Annotated in this window: 15 protein-coding genes; all 15 read right to left on the bottom strand. The window is 34.9% G+C overall.

Annotation, left to right across the window (positions count from 1 at the left end; all coding sequences use genetic code 11):
- Nucleotides 1–280: 280 nt before the first annotated feature.
- The 15 genes from J0L60_13560 to wecB all read right to left on the bottom strand — a co-directional run bounded on the left by J0L60_13560 (nt 281) and on the right by wecB (nt 16,632).
- Entirely contained in the window at nt 281–1,465 is a 1,185-nt protein-coding gene (locus J0L60_13560) for a glycosyltransferase (protein MBN8547153.1), read from the bottom strand.
- Nucleotides 1,466–1,490: 25 nt separating this feature from the next.
- Nucleotides 1,491–2,774 (bottom strand): hypothetical protein, encoded by a 1,284-nt coding sequence (locus tag J0L60_13555; protein MBN8547152.1) that lies wholly within the window; start codon nt 2,772–2,774, stop codon nt 1,491–1,493.
- Between the two features lie 10 nt (nt 2,775–2,784).
- Nucleotides 2,785–3,972: a glycosyltransferase family 4 protein gene (locus J0L60_13550; protein ID MBN8547151.1), complete on the bottom strand. Its 1,188-nt coding sequence runs from the start codon at nt 3,970–3,972 to the stop codon at nt 2,785–2,787.
- A gap of 11 nt (nt 3,973–3,983) precedes the next feature.
- Nucleotides 3,984–5,042: a hypothetical protein gene (locus J0L60_13545; protein ID MBN8547150.1), complete on the bottom strand. Its 1,059-nt coding sequence runs from the start codon at nt 5,040–5,042 to the stop codon at nt 3,984–3,986.
- Between the two features lie 27 nt (nt 5,043–5,069).
- Nucleotides 5,070–6,320: a polysaccharide pyruvyl transferase family protein gene (locus tag J0L60_13540; protein ID MBN8547149.1), complete on the bottom strand. Its 1,251-nt coding sequence runs from the start codon at nt 6,318–6,320 to the stop codon at nt 5,070–5,072.
- 12 nt (nt 6,321–6,332) lie between these two features.
- Nucleotides 6,333–7,358 carry a nitroreductase family protein gene (locus J0L60_13535; protein ID MBN8547148.1) on the bottom strand — a complete coding sequence of 342 codons (1,026 nt, stop codon included), beginning with the start codon at nt 7,356–7,358 and terminating at the stop codon, nt 6,333–6,335.
- Between the two features lie 95 nt (nt 7,359–7,453).
- The gene (locus J0L60_13530) at nt 7,454–8,152 is read right to left on the bottom strand and encodes a class I SAM-dependent methyltransferase (protein MBN8547147.1); all 699 of its coding nucleotides are present in this window, start codon (nt 8,150–8,152) and stop codon (nt 7,454–7,456) included.
- A gap of 37 nt (nt 8,153–8,189) precedes the next feature.
- Nucleotides 8,190–9,110 carry a hypothetical protein gene (locus J0L60_13525; GenBank protein ID MBN8547146.1) on the bottom strand — a complete coding sequence of 307 codons (921 nt, stop codon included), beginning with the start codon at nt 9,108–9,110 and terminating at the stop codon, nt 8,190–8,192.
- A gap of 5 nt (nt 9,111–9,115) precedes the next feature.
- Nucleotides 9,116–10,648, bottom strand: coding sequence for an oligosaccharide flippase family protein (locus tag J0L60_13520; GenBank protein MBN8547145.1), 1,533 nt, complete (start codon nt 10,646–10,648; stop codon nt 9,116–9,118).
- Between the two features lie 118 nt (nt 10,649–10,766).
- Entirely contained in the window at nt 10,767–11,633 is an 867-nt protein-coding gene (locus J0L60_13515) for an NAD-dependent epimerase/dehydratase family protein (GenBank protein ID MBN8547144.1), read from the bottom strand.
- 1 nt (nt 11,634) lies between these two features.
- The gene (locus tag J0L60_13510; GenBank protein MBN8547143.1) at nt 11,635–12,318 is read right to left on the bottom strand and encodes an FAD-dependent oxidoreductase; all 684 of its coding nucleotides are present in this window, start codon (nt 12,316–12,318) and stop codon (nt 11,635–11,637) included.
- A complete protein-coding gene (rfbH, locus tag J0L60_13505; protein ID MBN8547142.1) occupies nt 12,318–13,628 on the bottom strand; it encodes a lipopolysaccharide biosynthesis protein RfbH in 1,311 nt (436 codons plus the stop codon). The genes J0L60_13510 and rfbH overlap by 1 nt, the downstream gene beginning before the upstream one ends.
- Before the next feature lie 9 nt (nt 13,629–13,637).
- Nucleotides 13,638–14,726 (bottom strand): CDP-glucose 4,6-dehydratase, encoded by a 1,089-nt coding sequence (rfbG, locus tag J0L60_13500; GenBank protein MBN8547141.1) that lies wholly within the window; start codon nt 14,724–14,726, stop codon nt 13,638–13,640.
- Complete coding sequence (gene rfbF, locus J0L60_13495; GenBank protein MBN8547140.1) at nt 14,723–15,496, bottom strand: glucose-1-phosphate cytidylyltransferase; 774 nt, start codon at nt 15,494–15,496, stop codon at nt 14,723–14,725. Before rfbF ends, rfbG begins: the two co-directional genes overlap by 4 nt.
- On the bottom strand, nt 15,493–16,632 hold the full coding sequence (wecB, locus tag J0L60_13490) for a UDP-N-acetylglucosamine 2-epimerase (non-hydrolyzing) (protein MBN8547139.1): 1,140 nt from the start codon (nt 16,630–16,632) through the stop codon (nt 15,493–15,495). The genes rfbF and wecB overlap by 4 nt, the downstream gene beginning before the upstream one ends.
- Between the last annotated feature and the right edge of the window lie 4 nt (nt 16,633–16,636).

Genomic DNA, 16,636 nt, shown 5'->3' with positions numbered 1-16,636 from the left:
AAATGATTAGTAGAAAATCTTCATATGATTCTTAAAGTGATAAAAAAATATGAACCATTTATTTCGCAGCCTTAAAGGACACTCTGGATTTAAGGCTAACAAAGTAAGATAAAATAAATGAAAAATTACATTCATTCAGATACATAAATCTTTCAGAATCTGATATTCTTAAAGAACTAATAAAACCCTTCAACAATCAGTAAATATAGCATAACTCTCGGTACTATATTAGAAACATTTAATTAAAAAAGAGAATTCCTCTTTTAAAAAATACTGTTCATTAAAACAAGTTACTGATTATTCGCTTTGTCACAGAGATATAGTCAAAATTCTTCATAGCTACTTGCCTTCCTTTAACTCCCACACTAAGACTATGGTCATAATTTTCTAAAACAGATAGGAGTTTTTTAGCAAAATCCATATAATCCCCAGCGGTTGCAAAAAATATAGATTCATCATCTTTAAAATATTTTGAAACCTCACCTGTATCAGTTGTTACTACGGGTTTGCCGGTTGCAAGGTAATCTATCAATTTCGAGGGAAACCCATTTTCATTTTGTGGTGTCTTTGGTCGTGCCAAACATAACACCCTGGCCTCGCTGAGATAATTCAGATAAGTGTCTCCTGTTACATAGCCAGTTCCGATTACTTTATCGCTGATTTCAAGTTCATCAATTAAGTCCAAAGTTTCCCTGCTTCCCTCCAAGTCTCCTATCAAATAGAGGAACAAATTAGGATATTGGACAGAAATCAATTTAAATGCCCTTAAGAGATTATCCACACCGTCTTTATTAAAATTCATTGTCCCGCAATAAGCTATATATTCCCGATTGGAGCGAATTTCCCTTCTCTGGAATTCATATTTTGAAAAGTCGAGAGTCATGGGTGCTAAGATACTTTTGGCGTCGGATTTTTTTTTATCATCGAAATATTCTTTGAGTTTTGTCGTCATAATCACAAAATTGTCAAAACACTTAAATAAAAGTTGAGAATACAATTTGTCGAATAAAAACATTGTCAATTTATTCCTTTCCAATTTCGGATATTCACTTCTGAAAAGAGTAAATTGACTTTTAACTAATTTCGCAACCACAAAGTAAGTGAGAATATACGCAACAGTAGAAAAACTCACCCATATTTGGTTAATTTTTTCAACTCGCCCTAACCTTAGGATTCGAATAATCGAGCACAACACTCCAGAGATTATATATATGGCTTTTAAAGGTTTGCTTTTACTATCGCGAATCGTGATGGAAGTGTATTCAAAATCAACACCTTCATACCTTCCACAATTTTTATCACCTAGGAAAATTAAGTTCTCCTCAATTGAAGTCGGCTTAAGACAGAGCACTCTAACTTTTAAACCGTTCTTATTTAGCCCTACCGCAAGACTTCTTAATCTATTAGTTGAGGCCATACCAAAAGGAAATGGTTGTGTTGTTACTAGGATAATTGTTCGGGTCATGTAAAAATAACTTGAAATACGAGTTTCATTTTAGTTTATTTTTAATAGAATAGACATTTTTAATGTAAAAATATAAACCTGGAATTATTAAAAAAAGCGTATAAACCACTTCTCTACCCCCAATATTCTTCATAAAGCCTAGTAAGATTATTGATAGAACCGATAAATGGAAATAGAATCGATAATCGCTTGTGAGAACACTCCCAACATGATAAAATAATTTATACAAAATAAATAAGAACACCAAAAACATGGGTAATCCCCACAATGTTAACCTGCTCATCCAATAAAGATGTCCCCCTGAATGCATCGATCGTGAATTATGGTTTGGATTACTAGCACTTCCATCCAAAGGGTTATCAATAAATGTCTCCCAAAGTTGTGGGTACCTCTCCGCCCTGCTCGTAATCGAACCTTCATCATCCAAAGAAGATGACTCGATTAATATTGATAAGTCATTGAGTTTCAAATACATCTCAGATTCTGGTTCAAAATTCAAACTAACTTCTTTTACTACTGCTGAGATATAGGTCGTTGATACCATGGTGAGAAAAAGCAAGGAACCGATAATCAAAACTAAGCTAGACTTTTGCTTATGATTTCCAAGAAATGCTACAGTTAAAATTATCAGAGACACAAGAATATTAGCAAATAACTGCATTCTGACTATTGTGATAAATACCAAACTTAGAATAATAAAAAACACTACCTTCTTAGTTTTACTTTTAGTTTCATTTTTAATAAAAAAAACAATAATTGGTACAAGTACCACTAAGGACTGTGCAAATCCATACCCTCCAGCACCGATTTGTGAGAAAAAGGAATAATCTGAGGTATATGTGAAATTCTCAGAAACTGATGCTCTGACGATTGAAGGGAAAAATTGTGTTGCTATGAGCGTCATCGATGCGGTAATAATAACAGAAATGAAACCAACAACTCCAATTAGTCCCCATGTCTTATAATCCTTGGTTAAAAGGAAATAAGCCACGACGGTAATTGCGACTATTATGGAATAAAATTCATTCAAGATAGAGGCAATATAAAAATCATTAGTGTACCGCCATAGTGTATTTGGCAATAAAAAAACAAAAACAACCCCATAAAACAGTACAAATAGCACAAGTTTATAAGTGTAAACCTTGGGCTTCATTAAAAGAATTCCCAATAGCCACAAAGGTGACCAAAGGAAACGATTGCTCCCTAGTCCATAAGGCAGATTATTCACTATAATAAATAAAAAACCAGAAATAATCAACATCATTGAGACTAAAGACAATAGGTTATTTCTGTTTAAACTCTCGTTCATCAATAAAATCCTAAATTGGTTTGATGATATTCTGGTATATCAATTCTATTTTATCGATATTCAAACTGGAGAATAGTTTCTGTGATTTGATATAGCCAGATAGACCGAATTGCTTTAATTTTCGTTTGTCATTTAATAATGAGTTCAAAGCAATAGCCAAACTCTCCGAGTCAAGATTAATGAGAAGACCATCCTCATTGTCAGTAACAATCTCATCCATCCCTTCCACTTTTGTAGCAATTACTCCTTTATAATTAACAAATGCTTCAACTATTGGTCGTGCAAAATGGGGAATGACAAAAGGACAGATTACACATGCAACATTGTTGATGTATGGGATGGGATTTTCAACTACCCCAATTTCCAAAAAATTAGGATTAGACCTCATTAATCTTAATGATCGAACCATCCGCCTGTAAGTGAAAGATAATAAATATTTAAGGAAGTGTCTAGCTGACTCTCTAACTTGAGGATAATAACCTAAAAATAATATCTCGATTTCCTTGTCTAAGAGTGGAGCAGAGTCTATTAATAAATGAAATCCTTTAATATTTGATGCACCACCCAGATACAAAGCTCGTCTACTTTCGTAGGATTCTTTATTAGGAATTTGAGTGGCAAATTCAGCGAAATTATAAACTATGGATATGTTGTGACTTATGCCGAGCCTAGTTTTATTATCTTCACTGATAACTATTATATGGTTACAATATTTTACCATCTGATTCCGAAAGAATCTGGAACGCAAGCCGAAGAGCCCTGACGAAAAAGGCTCTTGAACATGCATCACAACTTTAGCCTTTTTGGCGGATGGTGATAACCAATCGGTCAACACAGACGAATTTAAGTGAATTATATCATGATCAACCTGCCTCAGTATCTGAGGTGCAAATATATATCTGGAAAGTAACCAACTAATTGATAGATGCACTAAGGTAGGTAGATTGAACCATCTTGTATAACCAGGTACGGTATGGCTGAAGTACCTATAAAATTTTTTGTAAAACCAATGATCTACAATTTTATAAGAAATATCTTGGGACTTTAAATATGTCACTAAATCTGAGTTCCTTAAAAGTAAAACTTCGATTACGTACCCGCGAAATCGCAATGCAATAATGATGTTGATCATATTAATTGGTGCCCCCCCCCAACCACTTGCATGATGAATGAAGAGTATTTTAGTATCCCTTTTCATACTTGGTCCCACTAAATAAGTTTTTCATTTGTTTTGAACAAAGGACTTTCAAGAATTCTTCCCACATGAACATCCCACGAATTTTGCCTAAGCCATTTTGCGTTATCAAATTCAGAGCAATCCTCTCTCAGTAAATCTTCGATCGCATCCACCGCAGATTGAATATCTTCGCATTTATAACTAATAGACTTTGTATCTAACGCCTGTTCTTCGAATACCCCTATGTTTGGATAAATAAATGGTTTTTGTAATGAAGCAGAAAGCGGAATAATTCCTGATGTTAATCCATTATTATGTGTTAAAAATATTGCATCAGCGGCTTTGAATAATAAAAACATTTCATAATTCGAGAACCTTTTATGAATACTCATGCTGTTGATTCTAATTCGATTCAAATAGTCATTATTTAAATGATAATATAATTCATTAATCCCATGATATTTTGTCACCGGATTGACACCTGCAAAGATGAAAAAATAATCTTTTGAATATTTTTGAAGCTTTTTCATGACTCCTTTTGCAAATGAAACATTTTTAAATTGTAACTGCCCAAAAACGAGAATCACCTTCTTATTTTTAGGGATCTCCAAGATTTTTCTCGCATCGTCCTTCCCTTCGCAAAAATTGGTAAAATCGGCTGAGTAGTCTCCGTGATGGCAAACAAGATGATTTTTCCCGTTAACATTAGGATACAATTGTTGATGTAATTGAATAGATTTGTCCCCATGATGTATCATAAGGGGGATGAAGTCAAGAAACCTTATGAAAAAGCTTTTATAGTCAATATTTTCAATTTTATTATGTGGATATAGATCATGGGCTGTATACAAAAATCGAGATCCATTCTGTTTGAAGTATTCCATTCTTTCGAAAAATAAACCAAGATCATAATTCAGTGTCCTAAGTAAACCTTCGACCATGTGAAAATGGATATAGTCAGGAATAATAGTGCCGTATCCAAAAGTATCATACCCGACTATAACCCTAATATTTCTTTTGGAATATGCTTTTATTAAATTGATTAAATGAGTGTTGTAAACATCAACATTTTTGGGAATATATAAAATCATAATTGTAAAATATTAATTACTTGAACACTACTGTTTAAGTCTAGGGAAATCCAAGACTTTACAAATATCGAGCATCATTTGATTATATTCAGCAAGCATTTGGGAAGAAAACTTTTGGCATTTATTGGTATCAAAATTACATATTTTATCAAATACAACAGCTGGTGATGGTGGTGGATTATAGTGTGAATTTACGCTGGAGGCCCTGTTATCAAGAAATTCCGCTTTATTTAATATATGGTAAATTTTACTGCCGTACTTTGATGAGAATAAATTGAAACGGTTTATCCCATAATGGTCGAAGCTAAAAAAAGGGACAATATTATGTAGAGCCACAACGATAGGATGCATCTTTTCACCAATATACCCACATGAATACTTTATTAAACAATACCAATCTATTGGATCAAGTGGTAATTTTATTTTATACCTAAGATCATTTTGAAACATGATACCTGTTGGCATAGGAAAAGCGACACACTCAATCCCATGTAAAGAGAAGAGTTCCATTAAACCATTAATCCACCTTACACTAACTGTTTTACTCGAATGGAAACTTAGAAGTACATATTTCTCTGGCAGATTATACCTCTTAATGATCTCTTCTCGTGATGGAATTTGTGACACATTCTGATTGAATGCAAAAACTGGATCAGGTGTGATCGGTGGTTTTAAATTACCACCCGAAACAAAAGTCATCATATCTCGAGTTCTCAGGTCTCTCACCGATATGTAGTTCATCATTAAAAGATACTTATAAATGTCCCTTCTAATCCTTCTCGGGAACAATTGATAGTCTGTATTCTGACAAGAAACTGACATCATAATAGTGACATTATCTTTCTCAAGAAAATCTAAGAACTCTCCCCAAAAGGGATTCGGGAATGTGGTCTCATAGTTCGGGGGGATAACCCGAACTCTAAAGATTTTTTTTCGCGAAAAGCTAACTCTTAATCTTGATAAGAATGAATGATGTTGTACCACAGCATCACTACCAATTATCACCGATTCTATATTAGCTTTTTCTATTTCAGCTGCAATTTCTGTTGAATTCTCACATCTCGAAGTAAGATTGAAATTCAAGTGTAGAAATTGCTTGAATACCTGAGCTTGGGGCGATGGTGTAACAATATCGTATTTTCTCTCCAATTCGGATGATTGAAAATCAACAATTATTGGATCATAACCGCAATTTCTTAGATAACTCACAGTTGAAAGGGTTTGTAAATTAGCGCCAAAATTATAAGCTGAGTGGTATGTTAAAATTCCTATGTTCATTTTAAAAGTCCATTAAGAGGTGAACGAATTCAGACTACAATCGTTTTTTGGTGAACTTGCAATTTTGAATTCTTCAGGAGGATATCCGACTGCTATCATAGCGATTAGAATTTCGTTTTCACCAATATTACTTAATTGTTTAATTCGTGTTTCCAAATTGAAATCAAAACTGCAATTTAATATGCACGCACCAATTTTATAGTAGTGTAGCGAGTATAATAAATTCATTGAAAATATTCCTCCATCTATATATCCCTGATTTCTTTCGTTTGTACTGCTATATACGCTAAGATCGCAGGAAACAATCATTAACTTGTTAGTTAGGTGGCCAAATCCTCGATTCCCACCTTGCAGTAAGAGAATCTCATCTATCTTTGCTCTTTCGGCAAATATATAGGTCTTCCATGGTTGCCGATTACAAGCGGAAGGCGCATGATTTGCTAAATTGATCGCATCAAACAAAACTTCCATTGAAACTTGGCAGTCCGAAAAGTTTCTCACACTGTGCCTGGATAAGGCAAATTCCGAAAAGCTAGATTTTGAGAACCTAAAATATTCATCAATACTTACAGTAAGTTGCTCATTATGTATTGAATCACCCGTTAGACCACTTAATGCCTCCATTCCCATGTAGATTTCAGCGTCTAATTTATAATTACTCGATTCATGAAACTCAATATATTCCCGAAGTACGCGGATAGCATGAATAAGCTGAGCATGGTGTCCCCCATAATTTTGTAAAAACCCAACACAATTTTCCTTAAGAGCAAGAAAATTAGCCTTCCCAAATCCTAACCTAGGTTCCGGCATAGTAAGACCTTTCTCTAGTACATGATACTGTTGAATAATCACACTCAGATGCCTCGCCAAACTTCTTTTATGTAGTGTTCTTGAATACTTCAAGTATCTTCGCATATCACGAAAATAATTTTCGATAAAATTGGCGTATAATGCGATTATTCGAACAATATTCCTGTTCTTCCTCAAGATTTGAAGCATTAGATTATAGGCAACAACTTTTACATTCGTTTTCTTCATTTTTCTTTCTAAAATACCGACCTTCGTATTGGCTATTAAGAATTAAAGTAAGCAACTTCAAAAGAGAAAAGTAACAGGATTTAGATTGCTCCTGCCTACTTCCTCCTAAATATTGCAACAAGTTTAGTTCCTAATTTTAGTGTTTCAATATCCCAATCCTCAGACCATCGCATTGTGAAGCATCTCCAACTTTCCTCACTCCAAAAATTAATATGACCTGCATACGTATCAATCCTACCGTCAGGAACTGTCAAGATACAGTTCACCTTTACAGAATCTAAAACATTGCTTAAGGCTTTTTCAGGATATAATAGATGTTCAAGTGTTTCACAGCAAAATATTACATCAAAACGCTGGGGTAAACTATCGTATATGTCGTGAGGAAAGAAATCGACCGTGCTACATATTCTTTTAGCCGCCTCAAGTGCACTTTCCGAAAAATCATATCCAAATAATTTTGAGTTTGGATAAGTTTCAGATAGTCTTTTGATCCAAAATCCTGGACCACAACCAACATCGGCCACAGTGTGCATGTTTTCGATTAAATTCTTTTGCAAAACGAACTTTAACAATTGTTCGTAGTACAACTTGTGATCATTACCATATTGTTCCACGAATCTACCATTGGACCACACTTGATCGTACCCATTTTGATCTCGTTCAGAACCGGTTTTGCGTTTCTCAATTTGGACTCGGTTTTCAGTGGATACTCTTCTAATTTCGAATCCAAAACTCCTTAACAAATTACTTATTTTTAAATTAATCTTCTTTTTAATTGGTGATATCATATTCATTTTCTTTCATTTTTGATTAAAGATAGCCTCATGTCATTTAAGATTTCTTAGAATTTTGAGTTGACCTGCTGAGCCAAAGCGACAGTTTCTGCAATAAGTTACGTTTTCGCAGATAGAGAGAACTATAAAACTTTTGCGTATAACTATAATCAGAAATCACGAAAGGTGGTTCATGATCGATTTTATATATTTCTTGGCCTGAGTTACCTATACTCTGGAAAATGTTTTTCTTCCCTTGATTGTGTTCACCAATAATACCTATATTCTCAACAAGATTCACTTTAGGAATCACACCCACACCACCATTACATTTCATTGTTAAGAGAAATCTATGATCCCATGCCCTTGTTTCAATTATACTATAAACAAATTTTTCAGCTTGACGAGCTGCTTTTCGTTTAAGATAGACTTGATCAAACACTTTATATTCAATCATTGCCTCAATGGGTATCCGATCTCGCCAGATTCTTTGCCATCGATTTCTCCACGAGGCCCATCCATATAAATACGGGAAGGAATTGAAGAAATAATCATAGCTATTTGGATTAAATCCTTCTATAACATTATTCCCACTAATAACCCAAATTCTCAAATCGTCTTTATACTTATTCAATAGTTGATTACAGTAATAAAAGAAAGCAACAGAGGCGACACAATCTTCTTCAAGAATTATTGCTTGTTCCTCATTATCAAACACCCAATCAATCGCACTCCAAAGAGAGGTGTACACATCGACATACTCTTCCCTAAAAAAGACTTTTAACTCACATTCCCAATCTATTTTGCTTACTAAGTTACGAACAGAATTGTTTCTTTCAATTTCATTGTCATTAAATCCTCTTGCTTTGTTAGAATAAAAATACAGTTTTTTGGGTTTAGCGTCCTTTATCGCATTAAACGACCTTTGCGCATATTCTGGCCTTGCAAAAGTAATAAACAACACAGGAGTGTCTATCATAGTTCTTACCTGTTCCCCAAATTCAATTTCGAAAGAAATGCTTGAAAAAAATTAAGAGCGACTTTTCGTTCATCTTTTTCCAATCCAATATAATAAATGGAGCATAAAATAGAGCAAACAGTTAAAATTGAAAACAGAATTACACTAGGCAAAGAATTCGAGAAAAAACTCCTCAGAAAGAAGATTGGTGTAATAGTTAATACCACACTAAATGCCTTTAAGACCGTTTTTTTTAAATATTCTGACACAGAAAATTCAGTCAAATTGGACATGAACCTAATACCCACAAAAATTGCAAGAAAACTTGCCGCCAGAAACACAATATTAATTGAGTATGGTTCCGAATCAAACCAAAACAACAAATATGAAATTGATAAAGAAAGTAAGAGCAACAAACTTACAGTAACTTGATAGTTTCTTATCCTCCCAGTCGCTTGGATTGCCGCATCGAAACCAGAGGACAAACTTCCCAGTAGTCCATTCAATAACATTATTATAACAAATTCTTTTGTGAATGGAGGTACTTCATTAAGCCAGATGTTCAGTATTTCATCAATCGATATAATAATTGGTATAGTAGGTATAAGCATTAAAAAGAAAGAATACTTCGAAATACTATAAACTATTGCCATAGACCTACTATGATCTCCTTTACTATAGCTTTTTGTGATCTGAGGAACTGCAGCGCCGTTCAAATTTTTTGCAAAATTCATAATGAACCCATTCAACTGATTTGCTATTCCATATGAAGCATTTAATGCTGTCCCAAAGAAAGAATTCAGTAATAAAGCTGTTCCCTGACTTCGCCCAACGAATGCAAGAGTTCCTAATAATATCCAAAAATTATAGTTTAATATCTTTCGATAATGAGAATATTTTTTACTTAACTTCCATTTAATAACTTGTGGGTATTTAGTTTTACAAAAATAATAAAATTGAAAAGAACTGAAGGCCAATGCTATCGTAGTTCCTACTGCATATACCCGTAATTTATTCTCGGTTAAATAAATCAAAAGTATAGCCACTACGAATCTTAAAACAGATTGAATAATATTTATCCATGCACTGGCAAAGAAATCTTCTTTAGCCGTTATTAAACCTTGAAACGGGATGCTTACTATTGAGGAACAAGCGGCAATTATGGAAAAATGCAACACATATAATGCATCATCAATTTTACTGTTTTCTATATTTAAATAGTTAATTATATAAAATGAACCTACAATTTCACCAATAAATAATGCGATTACTGCAAGTGAAATATGAATAATTAAAGATGTGTTAAATGCATTATTTGCATCGCCTTTATCTTCTTTACCTAATTCAAGAGCGATAAATCTTAAGGTCGTCGCCAACATTGAAGTACTAATAAAATTGAGTAAAGTTATGATACTCCCAACTACAGCATATATCCCAAAATCCGCTACTCCGAGTTCTTGCAGAACAATTCTGGAGGTATACAGTCCAATAAGAGTCGAAACTAACAATCTGCCATAGAGTATTAGACTGTTTTTTGCTATTTTACGATTTTCACCCATCTATTACCCAACTGTAGTAGTATGTGCAAAAGTTAAAAAGAATATATAAACACAACTCACATCCGTTGGAGTAATACAAACAAAAGATAGAGCTACTGAATCAAAAGAGTCCAAAATATTAAGTATTCTCTTTTTGAAGATATCGAACGGTTTTTATCAAACCTGTTTCTATTCCAGTTTTTGCATCCCAATTAAAGGCTCCATTGGAAGTCAGATCAGCGACAGCGTACATGACTTCGTTTTCTCGGTAAGGCAAAGCACCAAAAAGAAGTTTTGATTCAGATTGGCAAATTTTGTGCGCCAATTGAACAAGACTCTTTAACTCAATCGGAACACCTGTTCCTACACTAATAGGAGTATAGTTAACCTTAAAGTTATTTAGTGAATCTATTACTTTCTTATATACTTGAATCACATCCTCGGAATATATAAAATCCCTAAGTTGATCTCCTGGAGTTAAGGCAATTTCTTTCTCATTGCGCATCAACCTTTTGAGCAGAGCGATCACAAAATTAGTATCAGGACAACCCGGTCCATAAAAATGCTGTAGTTCCAAATTGATGATTTTAATTTTCTCTTTATAAAAATATAGCCAATCATGAAATTGTTTTTTTGTGAGTGAATAGGCGCTAGTAAACCTGTCTAATGTAGTATCAGTATTTATAAAATAAGGGATTTCATGTGCTATTGCTATCGACAGAAGTTGAAGCGGGAAAACCATATTTGAGTAAAATAAATCTAATTCATTTTCATTATTTCTACCGTAAATGGTTGCAGTGTGGACGATGGCGGTTATGTCATTCTCAAGAAAAAGTTTCTTAATATCTTGCAATGATGATGAATATATTTTAAAATTTTCGCCACTAATTCTGGAGAGATTATTGATCTGTTTTTCAACTCCGACAATTTTGTGGGTAGTACTTAGCATTTTAGCGATCTCACTACCTAAAAACCCATTTATGCCAGTTATTAAAATCGAGTCCATCCTACTCCCAATCATCCGAAATTATTTTTGAAATTGGAACCCCACGATCCAACAAGAAATTATTAAAGTTTTTAATCATCGTGGGAGGACCGGACAAAAAGTATGTAGAATTTGGATGTTTAGTAAAAATTTGATCGATTGACAAATTACCACAAGATGACTGATCAACGATTTTCACTTGAAAATTCTTGTTGACTTCAATGGCTGCTTTCAATTCGCTTTCAAAAATATTGTATTTTTCACTTCGTATTCCAAAGTATAAAACAGGGTTTATATATTGTTCAAACGAACAATCTGTAAACAATGAGATAAATGGGGTAATCCCCGTCCCACCGGCGATAAATACACAGTCGGTCTTTGAATGATCGCGTTGGAAAACATCTCCGTAGGGCAGTTTTAACCAAACCTCTTGTCCTGCCTTAAGTACTTTTTCGAGCTTCCTGGTGAAATTCCCTTTTACTGTGTATGAAATCTTCAGATACTCTTCTGACGGATTCGATTGCATGGAGAAACATCTGGAGTCAGGCCATTGTCCAACACCATCATAATCGTCTATTGCCAGATGAAGAAATTGCCCAGGCAAATAACTAAATTTCTTGTCTGAGGAAAAAGTAACCGTGTACAAATCAGGTAGAGGATGGCTTACCTCTTCTACTCTGCAAAAATATTTTTTTACTATGGGCATTAAATTGCTCCCAAGAACCTGTCCAAAATAGTCTCGATATAATCCAATCTTTCCTCTGTATTGCCCGGATAAGTACCAATAAAAAATGTGTTATTCATGATCAAATCAGAATTCTTCAGATGATCAGCGATACGGAAATTTTTACCAATAAATGCAGGTTGCCTGACCATATTGCCGGCAAAGAGGCTTCTTGTTTCTATCAAGTTTTGGTTCAGGTATTTTACCAGATCATCCCTTCTAATAGGTGATGATTGTTTCAAGGTAACTATAAAACTGAACCAGGCCGGATCTGAATTTTTTGTCGCTTCAGGGAGAATAAAATGTTCAGGATACTTACCAAACATTTTAATATATCTTTTAAAATTAGATCTGCGTATGTTACAGAATGACTGGAGTTTGTCCATTTGAGCTGCGCCTATTGCAGCCTGCATGTCTGTCATCTTAAGGTTGTAACCAACTTCTGAATATACATATTTATGATCATAACCGAACGGAAGAGTCCCAAAATTTTGGGAAAATCTTTTCCCACAAGTATTATTCTCTCCACCGGCGCAATAGCAATCTCTACCCCAATCTCTAAAGGATTTAACTATTTTTGCAAGTTGTTCGTCGTTTGTGCAAACTGCCCCACCTTCACCTGTGGTAATATGATGAGCCGGATAAAAAGATATAGTGGAGATATGACCGAAAGTCCCGGTAAACTTTCCGTTGTATGTACTACCAAAAGAATCACAATTGTCCTCTATTAACCAGAGATCGTGTTCTTTTACCAATTTCATTACTTCTTCAAGATCAAAAGGATTACCAAGTGTATGCGCTATGAAAATACACTTAGTTTTGTTTGAGATTGCCTTTTTCATCATCTCAACATCGATATTATAGGTCGGAATATCAACATCGACAAATACAGGAACCATCCCATTTTGAATAATTGGTGTTACTGTTGCGGGAAATCCGGCAGACACAGAGATGACTTCATCTCCGGGTTTTAATTTTTTATCCCCAAGCTTATCAGATGTTAAAGCTGAAAAAGCAACCAAATTTGCAGAAGAGCCTGAGTTAACAAGGATCACATTACTTACTCCGAGAAAGTCTGATATCTTCTCTGCAAATTCTTCCGAATATCTACCTTCCGTTAACCAAAAATCTAACGATGAGTCAACTAAATTGACTAATTCCTTTTCGTCGAAGACTCTCCCTGCATAATTTACATTTGAAACGCCTTCAATAAAAGGAATATTTGCGAATTTAGCCTCGTAATAATTTCGAGTTAACTCTAAAATCTGCTTTCTAAGCTCTTTATGATCCAAATCTTAGCCTTAGTTTAATGTTAAATAAGATAATTGTTGAGCAGAACCTATTGCAGTGTATTCTTGTATTTGCGATACTCTGCTTTCATAAAGATTGGAAGAGGCCAAATACCCTTTCGCAGTGAAATCAACGGTCTGTAAAAAATCAAGAACAGGTTCCCACTTTAGTAATGATTTAGCCTTTGAAATATCCAACTGTAATAATGATGCCTCATGTAGATGATTATCTTTCGAAAGCTCTAAAGATCCTTTCTTAATAGTTTCGATCATCGACTGCACTAGTTCCAGTACTGTTTTGTTCGATGTCCCTTGAGGCCCAAAATTCCAACCACCCGAAAAACTTTTTCCATTTGAAAAAAGTTTTGCACCTAACAATAAATATCCGCTTAATGGCTCAATAACATGTTGCCATGGTCTCGTTGCATCGGGGTACCGCAAATACAGGGATTGGTTTCGTTCAATTGCACGAAAAAAATCCGGTACTATTCGATTTTCAGCCCAGTCACCAGCTCCTATTACATTCCCGGCTCTTGCAGATGCGGTTGAAGGCGATGCACCATCTTTGAAAAAAGAGTGAATATAAGATGCAGTAATCAATTCGGAACAACCCTTGGAAGCACTATATGGATCTTTGCCTCCCAATGGATCATTTTCTCTATATCCCCAAATCCATTCATTATTTTGATAACATTTATCACTGGTGATATTTAACGCTACTTTCACCGAAGAAGTCGCTCTAACGGCCTCAAAAAAATTCACGGTTCCCATTAAGTTGGTCTCAAATGTGGTATGTGGATCATTATAAGAATCGATCACCAATGGTTGTGCTGCCAAGTGAAAAGTAATATCCGGTTGCACTTCCTTAAAGAAAACGCGCAATGATTCCTTATCACGAATATCGCCATTACGGTGAATAATTTTTGATTCCAGCTCGCAAAGAACAAAATTATCTTCACCTCGTTTTGGAGGCAGGGCATAACCAAAAACTTCCGCTCCCAGCTCCTTCAACCAAATTGCCAACCAGGAACCTTTAAATCCAGTATCCCCTGTAATCAGGACTCTTTTACCTTCATACAAATTATAAAATGAATTTTTCAATACCATAACTTCCAAGGAGCGTTATTACTTATCCACATTTTTTCAAGATCAATTTTATCAGACAATTTGTCCATAGGCATCCAAAAACCACTGTGCTTAAAAGCTCTTAAATGGCCATCATTTGCCAAGTTTTGAAGAGGATTTTGTTCAAAAATAGTAGTATCATCAGTTAAATAATCAAAAACCTTTGTGTTAAGTACAAAAAAACCGGCATTCACCCATGATCCATCACCGGATGGTTTTTCTTTGAAACTGCTAACAGAATTATTTGATTCGATCTTAAGAGCACCAAATCTACCGGATGGTTGGGCAGCAGTTACTGTTGCAACTTTATTATGCATGGTATGGAATTCAACCAACTTTGAAATATTAACATCGGAAACACCATCGCCATAAGTCAACATAAAAGTGTCAGTGTCGATATAGTCTTTAACTCTCAACAATCTTCCCCCGGTCATAGTATCTTGTCCGGTATCAATCAGAGTTACCTTCCAAGGTTCGGCTGTGTTATTATGAATTTCCATTTGGTTTTTAGTTAGATCGAATGTAACATCTGACTCATGGAGGAAGTAATTGGCAAAAAACTCTTTAATAATATAGCCCTTGTAACCTAAACAAATAATAAACTCATTAAATCCATAATGCGAATAAATTTTCATTATGTGCCATAGGATAGGCTTACCACCTATCTCCACCATAGGTTTGGGCTTAAGAGATGTTTCTTCACTCAATCTGGTGCCGAGTCCACCGGCTAGAATTACAACTTTCAATTTATAGATTTCACCCCTCTTATGCCATTCCACATGTTCGACAACCCCGCGGTTCCCAGTATAAGTTTCACAACTCTCTCTGAAGTGTTTGTAATCTGATAATCAACGGGGCAATCAGTTTTTGAATGATGATTATTTATCACAAATTCAATGCTTCTTAAAACATTTTCAGCGTTTAGGCCTGACAAAATAATGCTGCCTGTATCCAGTGCCTCGGGTCTTTCCATTGCATTCCTGATTGTAATTGCCGGGAAACCAAGAATTGAGGACTCTTCTGAAATGGTTCCGGAATCAGAGATAGTACATTTTGCATTCATTTGTAAATTAACATAATCCGAGAATCCAAAAGGTTTCATGAATATTATGTTCCCCGGTAAATCTGTATTTGATATAGAATCCAATCTTTTTTGGGTTCGCGGGTGTGTGCTGACAATTACAGGATTTCCGGAAGAAACTGCGAGCTTCGAGAGACCATGTAATATCTGATTTAGATTGTCGATATTATCTATGTTTTCTTCCCTATGCACCGAGACCAAAAAATATTCTTTTGGTTTGAGCGACAGCAGTTCCAGAATTTTTGAACCTTGAATCTTTGTAAGATTATCATTGATCACTTCATTCATAGGTGATCCCGTCAGATAAATTCTTCTGCTTGGGAATCCCTCCGACAGGAGATTTCGTCTCGCATGTTCGGTATATACCAGATTAAAATCAGCAAGGTTATCGATCACTTTTCGATTTATTTCTTCAGGGACATTGAGATCAAAACACCTGTTCCCCGCTTCCATATGGTAAATCGGCACTCTGAGTCTTTTAGCCATATAAGCTGAAAGGCAGGAATTTGTATCGCCCAAAACTACCATTGCATCGGGTTTTTCAGATTTTAGAACTTCCTCTGTTCTTTTGAATATATCCCCGATGGTTGCACCAAGAGACGAAACATCAGAGTTCATAAAATGATCGGGCTTTCTTAAACCCAAATCATCAAAGAATATCTCATTAAGTTCATAATCGTAGTTTTGGCCTGTATGTGCGAGAACATGATCGAAAGTCTTGTCAAATGCCTTAAGGACACTTGACAACCTTATGATTTCAGGTCGCGTTCCGACTATGGTTAATACCTTAAGTTTTCTAATCAAA

This window comes from Ignavibacteria bacterium, from assembly GCA_017302895.1.
GTDB lineage: Bacteria > Bacteroidota > Ignavibacteria > Ignavibacteriales > Ignavibacteriaceae > UTCHB3.
This window is presented reverse-complemented; position numbering and strand designations above follow the sequence as displayed.

Coding starts and splice junctions, on each gene's coding strand:
- J0L60_13560 (MBN8547153.1), bottom strand. CDS start 1,465: ATGACCCGAACAATTATCCTAGTAACAACACAACCATTTCCTTTTGGT.
- J0L60_13555 (MBN8547152.1), bottom strand. CDS start 2,774: ATGAACGAGAGTTTAAACAGAAATAACCTATTGTCTTTAGTCTCAATG.
- J0L60_13550 (MBN8547151.1), bottom strand. CDS start 3,972: ATGAAAAGGGATACTAAAATACTCTTCATTCATCATGCAAGTGGTTGG.
- J0L60_13545 (MBN8547150.1), bottom strand. CDS start 5,042: ATGATTTTATATATTCCCAAAAATGTTGATGTTTACAACACTCATTTA.
- J0L60_13540 (MBN8547149.1), bottom strand. CDS start 6,320: ATGAACATAGGAATTTTAACATACCACTCAGCTTATAATTTTGGCGCT.
- J0L60_13535 (MBN8547148.1), bottom strand. CDS start 7,358: ATGAAGAAAACGAATGTAAAAGTTGTTGCCTATAATCTAATGCTTCAA.
- J0L60_13530 (MBN8547147.1), bottom strand. CDS start 8,152: ATGAATATGATATCACCAATTAAAAAGAAGATTAATTTAAAAATAAGT.
- J0L60_13525 (MBN8547146.1), bottom strand. CDS start 9,110: ATGATAGACACTCCTGTGTTGTTTATTACTTTTGCAAGGCCAGAATAT.
- J0L60_13520 (MBN8547145.1), bottom strand. CDS start 10,648: ATGGGTGAAAATCGTAAAATAGCAAAAAACAGTCTAATACTCTATGGC.
- J0L60_13515 (MBN8547144.1), bottom strand. CDS start 11,633: ATGGACTCGATTTTAATAACTGGCATAAATGGGTTTTTAGGTAGTGAG.
- J0L60_13510 (MBN8547143.1), bottom strand. CDS start 12,318: ATGCCCATAGTAAAAAAATATTTTTGCAGAGTAGAAGAGGTAAGCCAT.